This is a genomic window from Yoonia maritima (genome assembly GCF_003003285.1).
GTDB lineage: Bacteria > Pseudomonadota > Alphaproteobacteria > Rhodobacterales > Rhodobacteraceae > Yoonia > Yoonia maritima.
In genome coordinates this window covers 364,034-381,870 of sequence record NZ_PVTP01000002.1, presented here as the reverse complement: position 1 = coordinate 381,870, position 17,837 = coordinate 364,034, and the positions used below count along the sequence as shown (strand labels likewise).

The window sequence follows — 17,837 nt, the reverse complement described above, 5'->3', positions numbered from 1 at the left end:
TTAGCGTCGAATCAACCCTGCATCGCAGTGATTCGCAAGCAGGTCACGCCTTGTTTTCAAAGTATGTTGCCATTCATGATTCTGGCGTGTCCGGTCCATCGGCATAACCAATCTGTTTCAGCAGCCGATCCAAGGCACTTAGCTCGTCTTTCTTAAGACGCGAACCATTTTTCCGCACGGCATATTCTGCCTTGTCATCATTGTCTCCTCGCTCTGCGCGCTCAACTGCTGCGGTCGCTTGCGCCAACCGCCAGGTCAGCCCTTCATCGGCAACACCAGAGAGATCCTCTACGGCATCTTCGATTTCACGCGCATGCCCTAACCGCGCATTCAGTTTTGCAAACTCCTCTGCCAGACAAAGGCGCGCTATCGCATCATCTCCCGCACGCCGAATTGCTGGGCTAATAGCCACATGGCTGTGGGTCATCAGGTTTTCAAGTACCATGGGGCCCAAAGCATCGACAATAACGCCACGCAAATCATCTGCACCAAGGTGCCGCAATAAGCAGCTCTGCACATCGCCATGTGTTTGATCGCGACAATCCAGTTCCTCCAATGCGCTCTCAAATTCGATCGCGACTTTCGGGTTTGCGACTAAGGTCGCGAGGATCACAGCTTCACGTAGGTATTCTTCTTTCGCCGCTCCTGTCCCAAGCGCCGAGTTTTTACTTGTTGAAACGGGGCTAATATCGCGCTTCCACGCTGCTTGATTTCCCGGGGCCCATTTACGTTGCTGCGGCCTGGCACCACCACCCGAACGCTTGCGTTTACTAAACAGCTCCCAGCGCATCTCTTTGATAGCTTCGCCGTAATGCGCGCGGATCGATGGGTCGGAGATCAGTTTGATCTTTTCGCGTAGCGCTTTATCCAACGCAGCCTTCCGTTCGGGACTGTCGTAGGTCTTCCCTTCGGTTTCGCGCTGCCACAATAGCTGCACCATAGGGATCGCTTGATCGATCAGCTTTTGCATTGCCCCTGCCCCTTGTGACTTGATCAGGTCATCGGGGTCCATTCCGTCAGGCATCAATGCAAAACGCAAAGATTGGCCCGCTTCGAGCAATGGCAGCGCAATATCGATCACACGCATTGCGGCACGCAACCCGGCAGTATCACCATCAAGCGCAATGATCGGCTCGGGCGCAATGCGCCACAGCATCTGCAATTGATTTTCGGTGATTGCTGTCCCTAACGGCGCGACCGTTGCTTCAAACCCTGCCTCTGACAGGGCGATAACATCCATATACCCCTCAGCCACGATCAACGGCTTGCCCTTGCCGGCAGCCTCGCGTGCGGGGCCGTGATTATACAGACTACGCCCCTTGTCGAACAAAGGCGTCTCGGGCGAGTTGTAGTATTTCGCGGGCTGGTTCGGGTCCATCGCCCGCCCGCCAAAGCCAATCGCACGCCCCCGCGCATCACGGATCGGGAACATGATCCGATCTCGGAACCGGTTATACAAACCATTCCCACGGTCACTTTTCGCAGCCAACCCAGCATCGATAATAAGCTTTTGCTCAATCCCCTTGCCGCTCAGATGCTCGAGCACCCCATTGTGCGCCGGCGCAAAACCAATATTCCAACGTGCCTGCGCCTCAACGCTTAGGCCGCGACGCTCAAGGTAGTCACGTGCAGCGGCGGCAACACCCGTCTGCAATTGCAAACGGTGAAACTGGACGGCTTGCTCCATGATATCCACCAGAATGGTGCGATGATCCGCCTTTTGCTGCGCTTGCGGATCGCGCTCTGGCATCGGCATACCGGCTTCGCCGGCAAGAATCCGTACAGCCTCCATAAAGTCGACATTCTCGGTCTCGCGCACAAACGAGATCGCGTCACCCTTTGCGTGACAACCAAAGCAGTAATAATACCCCTTACGATCATCGACGTGAAAGCTGGCAGATTTTTCTTGGTGAAACGGACACGGTGCCCAAAGATCACCCTTGCCCTGATTGGACTTGCGGGTGTCCCACATAACCTTACGCCCAACGACTTGCCCCAAGGACAGTCGCGTACGCAATTCATCAAGGAAACCCGGCGGAAGACTCATACTCGCTTTATCGCGCAGTTCACGACAAAGGCCAATGCGTTCTTATTAGTCAGATCATCATTCCAGTGCCGTCAACACGCCCCAAGAACGAATCGAATACGTTTTTCGTCACCATTTCCACAAGACAACAAAGGCTAAACGAATTCATATCGCGGCAGATTCTCGCTTACACTACAGTTCCGCTATTTTCGCCAATCGAAACAATAACCGAACTTCACCACCTTTAGCCACGATATCCCCCAACATTTCACACATGTCAAAATTGTCCGCCCCAATTTCGCCACGCCACATTTGCGCCAAACAATAAGCGTTATGCACCTTCAAAGTTATGTCGTATATAAAACTTGGTGCTTTGCCACGAGGATAGACCATGCCCATGATGTTTACACAGAATACGCGCTCTTTTGGCGCCTCCAAGTCGCAAGACAGCCTTCGGAAACGCTTCGCGGCGGACGAAGATGGATCAATTTTGATAATGACAATCCTGCTGTTGGTTGCAATGCTCATTATGGGCGGCATGGCAGTTGACTTTATGCGTTTTGAATCCCGTCGCGCAGAAATCCAAGGTGTTGCCGACCGCGCGGTCCTGTCCGCAGCAAGCATGAGGCAAGAATTAGACTCTGCAGACGTCATAACAGACTTTTTTGAAAAAGCTGGGTATGCCGACGCACTCGATGGTGAACCGATAATAAACAACACGGGATCGTCAAAGTCTGTGCAGGTCAACGCCATCGTTGATGTAGACACTTACTTCCTAAAGCTCGCTGGGATTGATGTGCTAGCTGCTGCGGCATCTTCACGAGCAATCGAAGGCGTCGGTGACATCGAAATTTCACTGGTCCTCGACATCTCGGGTTCTATGGACAATCGCGTTATTGTTGGCCAAGAGTTTGTGAACGCCGGTTCTAACGGCTGCAGCTGGAAAAAGGCGAATTGGTATCCTGGATACGGAAACGGGTGCTTTGTTACAGTCTATGGTGACCGTAAAATTGACCTTCTACGTTCTGCTGCGACAGATTTTGTGACCACAGTACTCGAAGCAAACGGCGATCCAGACGATCCAGATACTACATACCGACCTATCGTTTCTGTCTCTTTGGTAAACTATTCTGCAAATGTGAGCGTAGGCGACGAACTGTTTGACGCGATCAACGTAGCGGTCACAACAAGTCAGGACCCTGAAGACCCAGAGTCGACCTTCATCAATCCTAGCCGCTGCATTGATTTTGATTACACCGATTTCCAATCGGCAGAATTCGACACTTCACGCGCTTATCGTCAAACGCAGTATTTTGATGTCTATTCTAACAGCAACGTCGAAGTCCCAATTCAAACAACGTGCCCGAACAAAGATTACGAAGGTATCATTCCTTTCGCGGACCAGCCAGACGCAATCACAGATGCAATTTCAAAGTTGCAACCGACACTCAACACATCCATTCACTTGGGTATGAAATGGGGCGTCTCACTATTGGACCCCTCAATGCAAGACATCATTGAAGATGTTGACAGCGTTCACGAAGAGTTCCGCGGCACGCGTCCTCTAAATTATGCCGAAGATAGTGGAGTCAACACGCTGAAATACGTTATCCTGATGACTGACGGCGAGAACGTAGATACAATCCGACTAGTTGACGACACCTACGATGAATACGAAGAACATGTGCGCTTCCGTGACTACACGTTCAATTACTGGTGGTACAACGTTAACGATGATCTGAAATCCGATTATCTAAACAACAGTGGCTACTTCGTCGGTAGTCGCCTGACTGAAACTGCTTATACTTCGTCGCAAGCAGACACCCTGCTAAGCCAAATATGCACCAAAGCGAAAGAAGCCGATATTATCGTATATTCTATTGCCATGGGCGCAACTTCGCACGGTGAAGATGAAATGGAAGCATGTGCATCAGAACCTAAGTCACGTTACTACAACGAAACAGCGGGTAACGCGATTGACGAAATCTTTGAAGGGATTGCGGAGCAGATTACTGACCTAAGGCTGAACCTATAATGTCATCTAGTCTTACATCACTTTTCAAACGTTTAGTAAGCGACGAAAGTGGGGTTGTAACAGTTGAATTTGTTATAATCTTCCCAATATTCTTCGGCTTCTTTATGATGACGATTGAATCAGGGATCATTGCAATTCGTGATGTGATGCTTGAACGCGGCCTGGACGTAACGATACGTGACATCCGCATTGGTACATTGATGGACCCAGATGCGCCGACGCTCCGTAAAAACATTTGCAATGCTGCAAGACTGATACCTGATTGCGAGAACCAACTGCAAATAGCGATGTATGTGAAGGATCCGGAAAGCTGGACCCCGCTCCCCAACGACGTGAACTGCATTGATCGGAGCGTGAGTAACCGGCCAGCAACAGATTTCACGCATGGCGACGGGAACCAATTGGTCGTTGTGCGCGCTTGTGCACGGGTGAACGTCTTTTTTCCGACATCAGGAATAGGAAAAGCAATTGTCGAAAATGGGAGTGCTGCATCTGGCAATTCATACGCTCTCGTTGCGACATCATCTTATGTTGTAGAGCCACGTGATGATTAAATTACTCAATGACCTCAGACGCGACGAAGACGGTATAGCATCGGTAGAACTCGTCTTGTCGATACCGATACTAGTTTGGGCATTACTATCAACGCACGTTTATTTCGATGCTTTCAAAGCCGAGTCCCTAAGCACCCGTGCAAATTTAACCGTTTCAGACATGTTTAGCCGAGAAGCCGAAGTCAACGATGACTACATAACGGGTGCCCATTCGCTACTCGAACAGCTATCAGATGGCGGCGGTGCCCCCAGTTTACGGATCACAAGCTATTACTTCGATGCTGGGAACCCAGATACATCATCGGATGATGAATACGTTCTAGTGTGGTCACAGGAACGTGGAGACGAATACGTTCCCCACACTCAAGCGTCACTGGATGCAGTTTCACACCGTATACCAATCATGTCCAATAACGATAAGTCGTTTCTGGTTGAAACGCACATTTCGTACACTGCTCCATTTTCGATTGGAATCGGCCCGTTTATTCCAACCAAGTTAGAGGGAATTGAGTTTTCCCACTTCACCCCCATCCGCTCCCGGTTTGAAGGCGAATTATGCTATGTCAATAGCGTAGGCCTTAGATCCTGTGCACCCGTAGACGACGACTAGTGGTCAGCAATCCGCAGCGCTATTTGCTCTGCCATGAATTTGGCCTGACCTGCTGAGGTCACGCCACCGACACCAACCCGGCGCCCAAAGCGCCACCAAAGCCCCGGTGCCCAAGCCCGGGGCTTTTTGGCTTTTAGCTTCAACGTGAAGCCATTCGATGGTTTGAACGCAAATGCGCCGCGATCTACTGCGATAATTTCGTCCATACGTGCAAGCACAAGGCCATTTGAATCGCGAATTTCAGTATCTGTAAGCTCAATCACGCTTAGCGTCGCCCGCCGCATTTTTTCGGCAAGCCACAACGCCCCTGCGCCGAACCCAAGCATAAAGACTAACCAAACCGTCGCAGGTGGCTGCACCAACGCGGTATAGATCACCATCGTACCCAGCGCGAAAAGCACCCCAAAAGCAAAGGTGCGGCGTAGCGCTGACGCCTGAACTATGGCGTAAACACCGTTTTCGTCGGATTGGAACATGTCGCACCTCATTTGCGTTTTTACCGACCTACCCCACGTTTGCACGAATGCCTAGACTTAGGCTAGCTTGCGCTTTTTAGTAAGTGCTGCATAAAGTACGCCAAATGCGACTTATGCCATTCTTCATATTTGCCCTCGCGGCCTGCACCGAGTTTCCAGCACTTGACGGCAGTATCAGTGACACAGCACGCGATGCTCCCTACCCTACGGTGTCATCGCTTCCAGATATCACCTCAAACAACGTCCCAAATGACGTACAGATGGCCACTCGCGTGGCTGCCTTGCAAGCCCGCGCAGAACGTCTGCGTCGGATCAATATCGCTGCGTTGCAGTAGCCCGCCCTATTCGCTAGTAGGGCGTTGATAAAACGAACCACGAATGGACCCAGACATGATGACACCACTACGCCTTGGAATCGCGGGTCTTGGCACCGTAGGTGTTGGCATCGTAAAAATTGTCCAACAACACGCTGATTTACTGGAAAAGCGTGCCGGACGTCCAATCGTCATTAGCGCTGTATCGGCACGATCAAAGTTCAAAAACCGCAACGTTGATCTGTCAGCTTACGCATGGGAAGATGACCCAATCAATCTTGCGAAACGCGACGACATCGATGTGTTTGTCGAAGTCATGGGCGGCCATGAAGGCCCGGCCAAGGACGCAACCGCCGCTGCGATTATCGCCGGCAAGGATATCGTAACCGCAAACAAAGCACTGCTTGCGATTCATGGGCAAGCTTTGGCTGAGTCCGCAGAAGCTGCTGATCGCGTGATCCGGTTTGAAGCCGCTGTTGCAGGAGGGATTCCTGTGGTGAAATCCCTAACCGAAGGGTTGGCAGGGAACGAAATTACACGCGTCATGGGTGTGATGAACGGAAGCTGCAACTACATCCTCACACGGATGGAAAACGCTGGCCTAAGCTATGAAGACGTATTCGAAGAAGCTAACAGCCTTGGTTACCTAGAGGCCGATCCAGAACTAGACGTTGGCGGTATCGATGCAGGTCATAAGTTGGCGCTGCTTGCGTCCATCGCATTTGGCACACAGGTTGATTTTGATGCGGTGGAACTTGAAGGTATCGGCGCGATTACCATCGACGATATCCATCAAGCCGCAGACATGGGATACAAAATCAAACTGTTAGGGGTCGCGCAGATGACCGGTCGTGGGCTTGAACAGCGCATGTCCCCTTGTCTTGTTCCTGATACTTCGCCGCTTGGGCAACTTGAAGGCGGCACCAACATGGTCGTTCTCGAAGGTGATGCTGTTGGACAGATTGTTCTGCGTGGCGCTGGCGCTGGCGAAGGACCAACCGCAAGCGCCGTGATGGGCGATGTCATGGATATCGCGCGTGGCTTGCGGATTTCAACGTTTGGCCAGCCCGCAAACACCTTACGTCAAGCACGCGCCGCACGCGCAGCGGTGCCTGCACCGTATTACCTACGCCTTCAGTTACTTGATAAGCCGGGCGCCTTAGCAAAGGTCGCCCATGCCCTGGGTGAAGCAGGCATTTCAATTGATCGTATGCGCCAATATGGCCACCATGATACTGCTGCGCCAGTGTTGATCGTCACGCATAAAACAACGCGCACAGCGCTCGAAGATGCCTTGGCTGACTTCACGAACACCGGGGTCGTCTCTGGCGCGCCCGTCGCAATTCGCATCGAAGAAGTCTGATAATACGCGACAAATTGCCTAAATTTCAGCATCAGGATTATTACGCAATTCTGATGCGAATGGGTTAGCGCAAACAGTATTGCAGCATGCGAACGGACACGCTTTAGGGGAACTAACCATAAAAGGACCTCCCACCGTGACCAAAGCTGCCGACTTTAACGACCGCTCACTTTCACTTGGACTTGCCCGTGTTTCCGAGGCTGCGGCCATCGCCTGCACCCCGCTGATCGGGCGGGGCGACGAAAAAGCCGCCGACCAAGCCGCTGTTGACGCAATGCGCACCCAGTTGAACAAACTAGACATTGCAGGTGTCGTCGTGATCGGCGAAGGCGAACGCGACGAGGCACCGATGCTTTTCATCGGTGAAGAGGTTGGTTCTGGCAACGGACCCGGTGTCGACATTGCGCTTGATCCACTTGAAGGCACGACATTAACGGCCAAAGACATGCCAAACGCGCTGGCGGTCATCGCGATGGGACCGCGCGGATCAATGCTGCACGCACCCGACGTTTACATGGATAAACTTGCGATTGGGCCGGGATACGCCGAAGGTGTTGTCACGCTCGAAATGTCCCCCACAGAACGTGTCGCAGCATTGGCCGCGGCCAAAGGTTGTACAGCGCGCGACATCACAGTTTGCGTGCTTGAACGTCCTCGCCACGAAGACATGATTGCAGAATTGCGTGAAACGGGTGCGGCTATCCGGCTGATCACAGATGGTGACGTCGCTGGCGTAATGCACTGCGCAGAGCCCGCAATTACCGGAATTGATATGTATATGGGATCAGGCGGCGCACCCGAAGGTGTTCTAGCAGCGGCTGCGCTGAAATGCATGGGCGGACAAATTCTGGGTCGCCTATTGTTCCGCAATGACGACGAACGCGGCCGCGCGACCAAAGCAGGCATCACAGATTTCAACCGCGTATATACCCGCGATGATCTGGTTACTGGCGATGTCATATTTGCGGCGACCGGCGTCACAGACGGATCGCTTGTAAGCGGAATCAAACGCGAAGTTGGCTATGTCACGGCCGAAACAATTTTGATGCGCTCTAAAACTGGGTCAGTGCGTCGCATGATTTACCGCAACCCAGTTTCTTAACCGCGCCTTCGGCGAGAGTATTTCATACAAAGCGAGGAATAGGGCGTGGCACCAGCTGCGCCCTTTCTCTATTGTGCTGAACTATGACACAGACACAACATAAAGCGTTCCTTAATGTAACCGAATCTGCGACAGGCCGGCGCTGGGTTGGCCCAAGCATCGAAGAAGACCGCCTGTCCGAAGCGATGGCACAAACAACCGGCTTGCCCGCACCGATTTGCCGCACGCTTGTCCGGCGTGGCGTGGCCGAGGATGGCACCGAAGCATTCCTTTCACCAACATTGCGCGACCTTCTGCCCGATCCGCGTGATATGCGCGACATGGAAAAAGCAGCGGCACGTTTTCTAACAGCCGTAAGTGCCCGTGAACGCATCGCCATTTTCGCTGATTACGATGTCGACGGTGGCACATCAGCCGCCCTTTTAATCAATTGGCTACGCGATATGGGGTTAGAGACCACGCTATATATCCCTGACCGCATTGACGAGGGTTACGGCCCAAATGATGAAGCTATGGCGATGCTTGCCGCCAACCACAGCCTGATCGTTTGTGTCGATTGTGGAACGCTTTCTCATGGGCCGATCGCTGCGGCGAAGGGCGCTGACGTGATTGTATTGGATCACCACCTTGGTGGGGAAACACTGCCCGATGCCGTCGCGATCGTGAACCCAAATCGGCAAGACGAAAGCGGTGATTTAGGGCACCTTTGCGCGGCGGCCGTGGTTTTTTTGATGCTGGTCGAAGCAAACCGGCAGCTACGCGACGTAGGCACAAAAGGCCCCGACCTTATGTCGATGTTAGATTTGGTTGCCTTGGCAACTGTTGCAGACGTTGCGCCCTTGATTGGGGTAAACCGCGCATTTGTTCGTCAGGGCCTAACCGTGATGGGTCGCCGGCAACGTATTGGGCTTACTGCACTTGCCGATGTGGCTGGACTAGACCAAGCACCGACGAGCTATCACCTTGGCTTTTTGTTGGGGCCGCGCGTGAATGCTGGCGGTCGTATCGGGCAGGCCGATCTTGGCGCGCGTCTACTGGCCTGTGACAACCGCCACGAAGCCGAAGCCATGGCCGCGAAGCTTGATCAACTGAACACAGAACGCCGTGAAGTAGAAGCGCAAGTGCGTGATCTTGCGATTGAACAAGCCACCGAACGCGGCCTTGACGGTCCGTTAGTTTGGGCCGCGGGCGAAGGTTGGCATCCGGGTGTGGTTGGGATTGTCGCATCGCGCCTGAAAGAAGCAACCAATCGCCCCGCGATCGTGATCGGGTTGGACGGTGACGAAGGAAAAGGATCTGGTCGCTCTGTATCGGGAATCGATTTAGGCGCAGCGATTCAACGCACCGCATCTGAGGGACTGCTTACAAAAGGCGGCGGGCATAAAATGGCCGCAGGCCTAACCGTTGCGCGCGATCAGCTTGAATCTGCAATGGAACGATTAGGCGAACTATTAGCCAAACAAGGCGCAGCCGACATCGGTCCTGCTGATCTGCGATTGGATGGCATCCTGATGCCGGGTGCTGCGACCGTGGAATTGGTCGAACACATTGAAAAAGCAGGGCCATTCGGCGCCGGCGCCCCTGCCCCGCGCTTTGCTTTTCCCGATGTTCAGATTCTTTTCGCGAAACAAGTTGGTGCTAACCACCTCAAAGTCACTTTTGGTGATGGTTTAGGTGCGCGGATCGATTCTATTTGCTTTGGTGGCATGGATGGGCCGCTTGGCCTTATGCTGATGGGACACAACGGTGCCCGCTTCCACTTAGCAGGCCGCCTAGAGGTAAACACTTGGCGCGGGCGCCAATCCGTTCAGCTGCGCCTTGAAGACGCTGCACCTTCTTATTGAGAGGTTTCTGCGTAAAATCCTAAAATAATTAAAAATAGGACTTGCGCCCTTCGGTCGGTTTTTCTAAAAGCGCCACACACCAAGTGCGGTCCCTTCGTCTATCGGTTAGGACGCCAGGTTTTCAACCTGGAAAGAGGGGTTCAATTCCCCTAGGGACTGCCATGGTGTTTCCCAACGAAACAGAATATATGCGAAAATCGCATGGGTCTGATTTTTTATGAATTCCTACGACATTTCCTTCACTATAGGACTTGCGCCCTTCGTTAGGTTTTTCTAAAAGCCCCACACCAAGTGCGGTCCCTTCGTCTATCGGTTAGGACGCCAGGTTTTCAACCTGGAAAGAGGGGTTCAATTCCCCTAGGGACTGCCATGGTATTTCACTGAAAAGCGATATCCGTCCACGACGGCCTTGGTAGATAATCCATGTGATTTGAAATTCAGTATTTTCCCACCGCGATCCACGCACTAGGTTCTGATGTGAAGCCATCACAAAGGAACCGAACCATGGCCCCAAGATATCTACATACAATGGTGCGCGTGAAAGATCTCGATAAGACGATCGCGTTTTTCGAACTGCTTGGACTAAAAGAAACACGCCGCCACGATAGTGAGGCTGGCCGCTTCTCACTCATCTTCATGGCCGCCGAAGGACAAGAGGAATGCCCCGTAGAATTGACCTACAACTGGGACGGTGATGATGGCCTACCATCAGATGGTCGTCACTTTGGCCACCTCGCATATGCTGTCGATAATATCTACGAAACCTGTCAGGTGCTCATGGACAACGGCGTGACAATCAACCGCCCGCCGCGTGATGGGCATATGGCGTTTGTGCGCTCGCCTGATAATATCTCGATCGAACTGCTACAGGCGGGTGACAGCCTGCCAGCAGCGGAACCATGGGCAAGCATGGAAAACATAGGCCATTGGTAAAATCCGCCCTCATCGCCGGGCTTTGCGTCTTTGCAAACCCGGCTGAGGCATGCCGCCTCGCGCTTGTGCTTGCTATTGATGTGTCGTCGTCCGTTGACGCGACCGAAGATCAACAACAACGCGCGGGGCTAGCAGCGGCGTTAGTTGCGCCGGATGTGCAAATCGCGTTTCTAAGCAACCCCGACCCGGTTGCATTGTTCGTGTTCGAATGGAGCGGTCGCTACAACCAAGACGAAATTGCCCCATGGACCTTAATTCGGTCCCCGAACGACCTGTTGAACGCCGCAGAGACAATACTAGCGAGCGAGCGCAACCATGATGATTTTCCGACGGCGATGGGCTATGCCTTGGGGCACGCGGCGATACAGTTGCAGCAAATGCCTCAATGCCTATTTCGCACAATTGATGTCGCTGGCGACGGGATCAACAACGAAGGCTTCGGTCCCGCAGCAGCTTATAGCGCATTCCCCTTTGACGGCGTGACCGTCAATGGACTTGTGATCGCATCAACGGATGATACAACGTCAGGCCCGCTGTTCTTTTATCAATCTCAGGTCATTCGCGGCCCCGGTGCTTTCGTTGAAATAGCGCAAGGGTTTGATGATTACGAAGACGCGATGCGACGCAAGCTTATCCGCGAAGTCACTCCACAGGTGATTGGAAGCAACTTTTCATCCACTGGCCAATCCGAATGAAATTGGTCGCGCTCATCGCATTATGCATACCCAGCATGGCAGACGCGGCCTGCCGCCAAGCACTTGCGCTAGGTCTAGATGTTTCAGGCTCTGTGGACACTGCAGAGTATCGACTTCAGCTTGATGGTCTTGCAACAGCCTTAAACAGTGAAGCCGTGCAAGAACTACTTTTTCTTCAACCTGCTGCGCCGATTAGCATCGCAGTCTACGAATGGAGCGGCCCCGAAGATCAAAAGCTGATTTTACCGTGGACCACCCTGACCGGACCACAAGATTTAAACAAAACAGTGACCACGTTGATAACCCATCAGCGCAGCGAAGCTGCGCCAACGACTGCGATTGGCTCTGCGCTTCTCACTGGGTTTGCACTTCTTAGCCAACAATCGCATTGCTGGAAACGCACGTTGGATGTGTCGGGGGATGGGCCCGCAAACACCGGGCCACGCCCCCAAGATATTGCCAACACAGCAATGCCTGACGGGGTGATCGTCAACGGCTTAGTGATTGATGCGTCCAACGACGCGGAACTTGCCACATATTACCGATCATATGTCATTCGTGGCCCGGGCTCTTTTGTCGAAGTTGCAGGTAGCTTTGACGATTATGCCGCGGCGATGGAACGAAAACTGCTCCGCGAATTACAAAGCATCGCTACCGGCGCCTTAGAGTAATACGAGGGACGACGGACCGGCGGCGCCCCTCAAAAACACACCAATCGTTACAATCAAAACCGTCAACAAGGCGCGTCAGTAGATATATCGAATCTGCTCTGTCCAATACCGCTCAACCCGGCGCAGGGATGCGGTGATATCCTCCAGCCCCTCATGATCCAGAACATCGCGATCAACCAGACCATCCGCATGTGTCGTAAAAAGCTTAGAAACGATCCCACGCACGTTGCGCCCTTTTTCAGACAGTCGAACACGCACAGACCGCCTGTCAATCTCGCTACGCTGGTGGTGCATGTACCCCAGTTCGACCAATTTCTTTAGATTATAGGAAACGTTCGACCCTTGATAATAACCGCGCGTCTTTAGTTCCCCTGCAGTGACCTCATTGTCGCCCACATTGAACAACAGTAGCGCCTGCACTGCGTTGATCTCTAGAATTGCGACACGCTCAAACTCATCTTTGATAACATCCAGCAATAATCGATGCAGCCGTTCCACCAAGGTCAGCGCATCGAGGTAACTTGCCATAAAACTGGCACTGCGCGCCGCCGATAACCCCGACGGATTCGGCCCATCAATATCCGTATGAATACTCATCTTTTTACTCCGTCTTTGACTTAAGGACAGAGCTAACGTGAAATTAGAAACATTCAGTTAAATGATAAAATTGAACATAAAATACGCATTTTATGCTGGTCGTGTGACCCCATGTGCGCCTTGCTTAATGTGCGCGATCAATGCCGTGTATTCATCAGGTACTGCTAACTGTCCACCGACCCAGCCATAGATGTCGTGATCATTTTCAGTCAGCAATGCGTCATACAGGGCCAGTTCCTGGTCCGTCATGTCGCCAAGATGCGCATCAGCATAGGCGGATAGGACCAGGTCCATTTCCTTGATCCCGCGCCGCATTGACCGCATCCGCATCCGTTTAATCATGGCTTCGCGTGTTTCGGTCATTGCTGTTCCTTAATTGCTGTGCGCAGACGCTTTTCCAACTGCCCAAGCTTTTTACCTGACTGGGCGATCTGCGACCGCAAAAGCCGCATTTCGGCCAAAAGATCAAGCAGATCCGACGAAATCTCCACACCTTCTTCTGGCGCTTCGGGGCCTTCGCCCTCTCCGGTAAGCAGCCAGCTTAGCGAAACCCCCAACATGCCGGACAGCATTTGCAATCGATTGGCGCGGGGTTCTTTGGTGTCGTTTTCCCAACCCTCAATGACCGAAGGCTTCACGCCCAAACGGCTCGCCAGCGTCTTTTGCGTAAGCCCAGATGCTTCGCGTGCTCCTGCAAGCCGGTCTCCGAACGTTGCGGCGTCTTCGCCAAACCAATCGCCTTCAGTCTCGGTCATCTTTGATATCCTTGTTGCTTGCGTTTGCGGATTACCCCATCCTATGACAGGCATAGCCGTAATTTACCACCGGATGACAAACATGACCTTTCTATCAGCGACCCTCGACCGCGTTAAGCCGTCACCAACAATTGCAGTAACCACCAAAGCCGCCGAGCTGAAAGCTGCCGGTCGCGATGTCATCGGGTTGGGTGCGGGCGAACCAGATTTTGATACCCCGCAAAACATCAAAGACGCTGGGATCGCTGCAATTAATGCCGGCAAGACGAAATACACTGCCGTCGATGGCATCCCCGAACTGAAAGAGGCGGTATGCGCCAAGTTTAAGCGCGACAATGATCTGACCTACACACCAGCCCAAGTGACTGTCGGCACAGGTGGCAAGCAGGTTTTGTATAATGCATTCATGGCGACCCTGAACCAAGGCGACGAAGTCATCATCCCCGCCCCCTATTGGGTCAGCTACCCCGATATGGTGCTACTTGCTGGCGGTGAGCCAGTTGCGGTTGCTGCCTCCTTAGAAACAAACTTCAAAATCACAGCTGCACAGCTAGAGGCCGCAATCACGCCCAAGACAAAGTGGTTCTTGTTTAATTCCCCTTCTAACCCCACAGGTGCAGGGTATTCATGGGAAGAGCTAAAGGCGCTCACCGACGTATTGATGCACCACCCCCATGTTTGGGTTATGACTGACGATATGTACGAACATCTTGCATATGACGACTTTAAGTTCTGCACCCCTGCCCAAGTTGAACCGGGTCTTTATGACCGGACGCTCACAGTGAACGGCGTGTCCAAGGCCTATGCCATGACCGGTTGGCGCATCGGCTACGCTGCAGGCCCAGAAACACTGATCAAGGCAATGCGCAAAGTTCAGTCACAGTCCACGTCAAACCCATGTTCGGTCAGCCAGTATGCTGCGGTCGAAGCCCTGAATGGCCCGCAGGATTTTCTTGCGCCCAACAACGAAATGTTCGTGCGTCGCCGGGATTTGGTTGTCGACATGTTGAATGCCGCAGAAGGCATCATCTGCCCAAAACCAGAAGGCGCGTTTTATGTGTACCCGTCCATCGCGGACTGCATCGGCAAGACATCGGCCGCTGGCACGTTGATCGATAATGACGAAACCTTTGCGACCGCCTTGCTTGAAGAAACAGGCGTGGCAGTGGTCTTTGGCGCAGCCTTTGGTTTGTCACCGAATTTCCGGGTCAGCTATGCGACATCGGACGAGTCACTCAAAGAAGCCTGCACCCGCATCCAAAACTTCTGCAAGGGGCTATCATGAACGATCTGCCCCCTTATTACTTTCGGGTCCGTGATAACGGGGCTGCCGTGTTTCGGCTTGATGTCGAAAACCGGCAGCGTCGTATCGAAATGGATCAAATCGCGATCATCAATACCAACCGGGGCGACTATAAACCCCAAAGCGGTTACACGCTGACCGATGATGATATTGCCGCCATCGAAGAATGGCTTGCCGCGCGCACGAAACTGAACGCCCACCGCGATATTGATGACATTCACCGTGCGATTGATCAGATGAATATCACGACCCAATGGGTCCAATCCAAAGCCACCGACGCGCAGTTAGAAGACATCACTGACCGTTTCTTGCTCGCAATGCATGATCTGCGCAGCGTATTGGTCCGCAAAAAAGCGGACCGCATGACAAAATCGAACGGCGAATAGGCTGCGCTAGACGCCTTGCGGCAGTGGTCGCCCTTCGTGCCAAGCGATAATGTTATCTAGCGCCATCTGCCCCATCGCTTCGCGAACCTCAAGCGCTGCGGTCCCAAGATGCGGCAGCAGGACAACGTTTTCCATCGCGCGGAATGCGTCTGGGACAATCGGTTCTTTCACAAACACATCTAGGCCCGCGCCGGCGATCTGGCCGGCCTGAAGCGCCGCGATCAGCGCGTCTTCGTCAACGACATCACCACGCGCAATATTCACGAAAATACCGCGTGGCTTCATCGCAGCAAGCGCTGTGGCGTCAATCAGGTTCGTGTTGCTACCGCCACCGGGAACCGTGACAACAACGATATCCGCCTGCCCCATCAGGTCTGCCAGCGTGTCCACCTGCGTTGCTGGGAAATCCACGTCTTTGCGTGATCGGTTGAAATAGATCACTGGCATCTCGAAACCATAATGACAGCGGCGCGCAACAGCCTGACCGATACGGCCCATGCCAACAATGCCAACGGTCTTACCGGTCACATGTGTTCCCAACATCTCGGTCGGGCCCCAACCCGTCCATTTGTCGGCGCGCACAAGGCGCTCACCCTCACCTGCGCGACGACAAGTTGACAGTATCAAGGTCATACCAATATCGGCAGTCGCGTCGGTTACGACATTTGGCGTGTTCGACACTGCAACACCAGCGGCCTTGGCTGCATCGGCATCAATATGATTATAGCCGACACCAAAATTCGCGAGCACGCCACAACGCAAGTCACCCTCAAAGGCCTCTGCGCTAAACTGATCGCCAAGCGTCGTCAGGATCGCGTCATATTCCTTTAGGGCAGTATTCGCTTCTGACGCGGTCAAACCTTCGGACATATCACGCACAGTCACATCATATCTTGCACGCGCTGCGGCAATATTCGCCTCGGGAAATGCCCGAGTGAGTAGTAGCTTTTTCAATGCAGTCTTCCTCCCACAGGTACAGTTTGATCAGGACCGACCAAAACGACCTCACCTTTTTCGTCCGGCATCCCAAGAACAAGCACCTCGGACATGAATTTGCCGATCTGGCGCGACGGAAAATTCACCACGGCCAGCACCTGTTTGCCGACCAGTGTTTCTGCGGCGTAATGCGCTGTAATCTGGGCAGATGTTTTCTTTTCGCCGATCTCATCACCGAAATCGATCCATAGCTTGATCGCTGGCTTGCGTGCTTCTGGATATGGCTCCGCGCGCATCACCGTACCGACGCGCACATCGACCTTTAGAAAGTCGTCAAAACTTATCTCACTCATTCGCAAGCTCACGAGACCGGGCAGCAGCCGCAGCGACGGCACGACGCATCAAAGCCCCAAGGCCTGTTTCATCATCCATCAAGACCTCAAGCGCTGCTTGGGTCGTACCATTCGGCGAGGTCACGTTAACGCGCAACTGTGTGGGGTCTTCGTCCGCGTTTTCAGCAAGATCACCAGCACCGCCAACAGTCGCCTTGGCAAGCTCCATCGCAAGCTCAGCAGGCAGGCCCTCTGCCTCTCCGGCAGCGGCCAAGGTTTCAATCATGTGAAAGACATAAGCGGGACCAGAGCCTGACACAGCCGTAACCGCATCCATCTGACCTTCGTTATCAAGACGCACAGTTTGGCCGATTGACCACAATAGCGCCTCGGCCAAATCCATATCGTCTGGCATGGCTTTAGCGTTGCCAATCAGTGCAGTAATGCCGTGGCCAATTGCTGCTGGCGTATTTGGCATCGCGCGAATGATTGGTGTTTTATCACCCAGCATTTCTTCGAAAGTACGTATCGGGGTTCCGGCTGCGACCGAAATAACCAAGGTTTTCCCGTCGCCTAGCGATTTCACATCGGGCAATGCGTCGGCCATCATCTGGGGTTTCACGGCGACCAAGGCGATTGCAGGATCTTTCGGAAGATCACCGCCCATATTCACGCCTTGTGATTTCAGCCAGTCAGATGGGTTCGGTTCGATGACCCAAACTGATTTTGGCGGCAAGCCGTTGCGCAACCAACCGGCAAGCATCGCCGACCCCATTTTACCGCAACCCAGAAGAACAAGACCGCGCGTAGCGACGTCATTCATGTCCATAATATGCACCTTCTTGATAGAGTGGTGCAAGATTACGCAAAGTCAGGCGGGCTTTAAACCCACCTTACACTTTATT

At 53.1% G+C, this 17,837-nt stretch carries 19 protein-coding genes and 2 tRNA genes; 13 read left to right on the top strand and 8 right to left on the bottom strand.

Annotation, left to right across the window (positions count from 1 at the left end; translation table 11 throughout):
• Positions 1–73 precede the first annotated feature (73 nt).
• Positions 74–2,047, bottom strand: coding sequence for a DNA primase (dnaG, locus tag CLV80_RS04510; RefSeq protein WP_106355266.1), 1,974 nt, complete (start codon positions 2,045–2,047; stop codon positions 74–76).
• Positions 2,048–2,417: 370 nt separating this feature from the next.
• On the opposite strand from dnaG, the gene CLV80_RS04500 reads away from it, so the two are divergent.
• Both CLV80_RS04500 and CLV80_RS04495 read left to right on the top strand, forming a co-directional pair.
• Positions 2,418–4,061: a TadE/TadG family type IV pilus assembly protein gene (locus CLV80_RS04500; RefSeq protein WP_106355262.1), complete on the top strand. Its 1,644-nt coding sequence runs from the start codon at positions 2,418–2,420 to the stop codon at positions 4,059–4,061.
• Positions 4,061–4,615 (top strand): TadE/TadG family type IV pilus assembly protein, encoded by a 555-nt coding sequence (locus CLV80_RS04495; RefSeq protein ID WP_106355260.1) that lies wholly within the window; start codon positions 4,061–4,063, stop codon positions 4,613–4,615. Before CLV80_RS04500 ends, CLV80_RS04495 begins: the two co-directional genes overlap by 1 nt.
• A gap of 606 nt (positions 4,616–5,221) precedes the next feature.
• On the opposite strand, the gene CLV80_RS04485 is transcribed toward CLV80_RS04495, so the two are convergent.
• A complete protein-coding gene (locus CLV80_RS04485) occupies positions 5,222–5,701 on the bottom strand; it encodes a hypothetical protein (RefSeq protein WP_106355256.1) in 480 nt (159 codons plus the stop codon).
• Positions 5,702–5,805: 104 nt separating this feature from the next.
• On the opposite strand from CLV80_RS04485, the gene CLV80_RS04480 reads away from it, so the two are divergent.
• The 9 genes from CLV80_RS04480 to CLV80_RS04440 all read left to right on the top strand — a co-directional run bounded on the left by CLV80_RS04480 (position 5,806) and on the right by CLV80_RS04440 (position 12,623).
• Positions 5,806–6,036 (top strand): hypothetical protein, encoded by a 231-nt coding sequence (locus CLV80_RS04480; RefSeq protein ID WP_207766508.1) that lies wholly within the window; start codon positions 5,806–5,808, stop codon positions 6,034–6,036.
• A gap of 55 nt (positions 6,037–6,091) precedes the next feature.
• Positions 6,092–7,378: a homoserine dehydrogenase gene (locus CLV80_RS04475; RefSeq protein WP_106355371.1), complete on the top strand. Its 1,287-nt coding sequence runs from the start codon at positions 6,092–6,094 to the stop codon at positions 7,376–7,378.
• 136 nt (positions 7,379–7,514) lie between these two features.
• Complete coding sequence (gene glpX / locus CLV80_RS04470; RefSeq protein ID WP_106355252.1) at positions 7,515–8,480, top strand: class II fructose-bisphosphatase; 966 nt, start codon at positions 7,515–7,517, stop codon at positions 8,478–8,480.
• Positions 8,481–8,563: 83 nt separating this feature from the next.
• On the top strand, positions 8,564–10,324 hold the full coding sequence (gene recJ, locus CLV80_RS04465) for a single-stranded-DNA-specific exonuclease RecJ (protein ID WP_106355250.1): 1,761 nt from the start codon (positions 8,564–8,566) through the stop codon (positions 10,322–10,324).
• Positions 10,325–10,411: 87 nt separating this feature from the next.
• Positions 10,412–10,486: transfer RNA gene (locus tag CLV80_RS04460), tRNA-Glu, on the top strand.
• A gap of 133 nt (positions 10,487–10,619) precedes the next feature.
• A tRNA-Glu gene (locus CLV80_RS04455) sits at positions 10,620–10,694 on the top strand.
• 134 nt (positions 10,695–10,828) lie between these two features.
• A complete protein-coding gene (locus CLV80_RS04450; RefSeq protein WP_106355248.1) occupies positions 10,829–11,257 on the top strand; it encodes a VOC family protein in 429 nt (142 codons plus the stop codon).
• The gene (locus tag CLV80_RS04445) at positions 11,251–11,952 is read left to right on the top strand and encodes a DUF1194 domain-containing protein (protein ID WP_106355247.1); all 702 of its coding nucleotides are present in this window, start codon (positions 11,251–11,253) and stop codon (positions 11,950–11,952) included. Before CLV80_RS04450 ends, CLV80_RS04445 begins: the two co-directional genes overlap by 7 nt.
• Before the next feature lie 35 nt (positions 11,953–11,987).
• Positions 11,988–12,623, top strand: coding sequence for a DUF1194 domain-containing protein (locus tag CLV80_RS04440; protein ID WP_243394409.1), 636 nt, complete (start codon positions 11,988–11,990; stop codon positions 12,621–12,623).
• Between the two features lie 75 nt (positions 12,624–12,698).
• Here the strand turns inward: CLV80_RS04440 and CLV80_RS04435 are convergent, their stop codons facing one another.
• From CLV80_RS04435 to CLV80_RS04425, 3 genes are all read right to left on the bottom strand, one after another.
• Complete coding sequence (locus tag CLV80_RS04435) at positions 12,699–13,220, bottom strand: MarR family winged helix-turn-helix transcriptional regulator (RefSeq protein ID WP_106355243.1); 522 nt, start codon at positions 13,218–13,220, stop codon at positions 12,699–12,701.
• 90 nt (positions 13,221–13,310) lie between these two features.
• The gene (locus CLV80_RS04430) at positions 13,311–13,583 is read right to left on the bottom strand and encodes a succinate dehydrogenase assembly factor 2 (RefSeq protein WP_106355241.1); all 273 of its coding nucleotides are present in this window, start codon (positions 13,581–13,583) and stop codon (positions 13,311–13,313) included.
• Positions 13,580–13,975, bottom strand: a complete 396-nt coding sequence (locus CLV80_RS04425) for a helix-turn-helix domain-containing protein (RefSeq protein WP_106355239.1) — start codon at positions 13,973–13,975, stop codon at positions 13,580–13,582. Before CLV80_RS04425 ends, CLV80_RS04430 begins: the two co-directional genes overlap by 4 nt.
• A gap of 82 nt (positions 13,976–14,057) precedes the next feature.
• Here CLV80_RS04425 and CLV80_RS04420 point away from each other — a divergent pair, with 82 nt between their 5' ends.
• Positions 14,058–15,260 carry a pyridoxal phosphate-dependent aminotransferase gene (locus CLV80_RS04420; RefSeq protein WP_106355369.1) on the top strand — a complete coding sequence of 401 codons (1,203 nt, stop codon included), beginning with the start codon at positions 14,058–14,060 and terminating at the stop codon, positions 15,258–15,260.
• Positions 15,257–15,664: a hypothetical protein gene (locus tag CLV80_RS04415; protein ID WP_207766504.1), complete on the top strand. Its 408-nt coding sequence runs from the start codon at positions 15,257–15,259 to the stop codon at positions 15,662–15,664. The genes CLV80_RS04420 and CLV80_RS04415 overlap by 4 nt, the downstream gene beginning before the upstream one ends.
• Before the next feature lie 6 nt (positions 15,665–15,670).
• Here the strand turns inward: CLV80_RS04415 and CLV80_RS04410 are convergent, their stop codons facing one another.
• Genes CLV80_RS04410 through proC form a run of 3 tightly spaced genes read right to left on the bottom strand, consistent with a single transcriptional unit; the run spans position 15,671 to position 17,761 of the window.
• Positions 15,671–16,618 carry a 2-hydroxyacid dehydrogenase gene (locus CLV80_RS04410; RefSeq protein ID WP_106355235.1) on the bottom strand — a complete coding sequence of 316 codons (948 nt, stop codon included), beginning with the start codon at positions 16,616–16,618 and terminating at the stop codon, positions 15,671–15,673.
• Positions 16,615–16,953, bottom strand: coding sequence for a tRNA-binding protein (locus CLV80_RS04405; RefSeq protein ID WP_106355233.1), 339 nt, complete (start codon positions 16,951–16,953; stop codon positions 16,615–16,617). Before CLV80_RS04405 ends, CLV80_RS04410 begins: the two co-directional genes overlap by 4 nt.
• Positions 16,946–17,761 carry a pyrroline-5-carboxylate reductase gene (gene proC / locus CLV80_RS04400; RefSeq protein ID WP_106355231.1) on the bottom strand — a complete coding sequence of 272 codons (816 nt, stop codon included), beginning with the start codon at positions 17,759–17,761 and terminating at the stop codon, positions 16,946–16,948. The genes CLV80_RS04405 and proC overlap by 8 nt, the downstream gene beginning before the upstream one ends.
• Between the last annotated feature and the right edge of the window lie 76 nt (positions 17,762–17,837).

Excerpts from the sequence above, each read along its gene's own strand:
- dnaG (WP_106355266.1), bottom strand. The coding sequence starts at position 2,047 with ATGAGTCTTCCGCCGGGTTTCCTTGATGAATTGCGTACGCGACTGTCC.
- CLV80_RS04500 (WP_106355262.1), top strand. The coding sequence starts at position 2,418 with ATGCCCATGATGTTTACACAGAATACGCGCTCTTTTGGCGCCTCCAAG.
- CLV80_RS04495 (WP_106355260.1), top strand. The coding sequence starts at position 4,061 with ATGTCATCTAGTCTTACATCACTTTTCAAACGTTTAGTAAGCGACGAA.
- CLV80_RS04485 (WP_106355256.1), bottom strand. The coding sequence starts at position 5,701 with ATGTTCCAATCCGACGAAAACGGTGTTTACGCCATAGTTCAGGCGTCA.
- CLV80_RS04480 (WP_207766508.1), top strand. The coding sequence starts at position 5,806 with ATGCGACTTATGCCATTCTTCATATTTGCCCTCGCGGCCTGCACCGAG.
- CLV80_RS04475 (WP_106355371.1), top strand. The coding sequence starts at position 6,092 with ATGATGACACCACTACGCCTTGGAATCGCGGGTCTTGGCACCGTAGGT.
- recJ (WP_106355250.1), top strand. The coding sequence starts at position 8,564 with ATGACACAGACACAACATAAAGCGTTCCTTAATGTAACCGAATCTGCG.
- CLV80_RS04450 (WP_106355248.1), top strand. The coding sequence starts at position 10,829 with ATGGCCCCAAGATATCTACATACAATGGTGCGCGTGAAAGATCTCGAT.
- CLV80_RS04440 (WP_243394409.1), top strand. The coding sequence starts at position 11,988 with ATGGCAGACGCGGCCTGCCGCCAAGCACTTGCGCTAGGTCTAGATGTT.
- CLV80_RS04435 (WP_106355243.1), bottom strand. The coding sequence starts at position 13,220 with ATGAGTATTCATACGGATATTGATGGGCCGAATCCGTCGGGGTTATCG.
- CLV80_RS04430 (WP_106355241.1), bottom strand. The coding sequence starts at position 13,583 with ATGACCGAAACACGCGAAGCCATGATTAAACGGATGCGGATGCGGTCA.
- CLV80_RS04425 (WP_106355239.1), bottom strand. The coding sequence starts at position 13,975 with ATGACCGAGACTGAAGGCGATTGGTTTGGCGAAGACGCCGCAACGTTC.
- CLV80_RS04420 (WP_106355369.1), top strand. The coding sequence starts at position 14,058 with ATGACCTTTCTATCAGCGACCCTCGACCGCGTTAAGCCGTCACCAACA.
- CLV80_RS04415 (WP_207766504.1), top strand. The coding sequence starts at position 15,257 with ATGAACGATCTGCCCCCTTATTACTTTCGGGTCCGTGATAACGGGGCT.
- CLV80_RS04405 (WP_106355233.1), bottom strand. The coding sequence starts at position 16,953 with ATGAGTGAGATAAGTTTTGACGACTTTCTAAAGGTCGATGTGCGCGTC.
- proC (WP_106355231.1), bottom strand. The coding sequence starts at position 17,761 with ATGGACATGAATGACGTCGCTACGCGCGGTCTTGTTCTTCTGGGTTGC.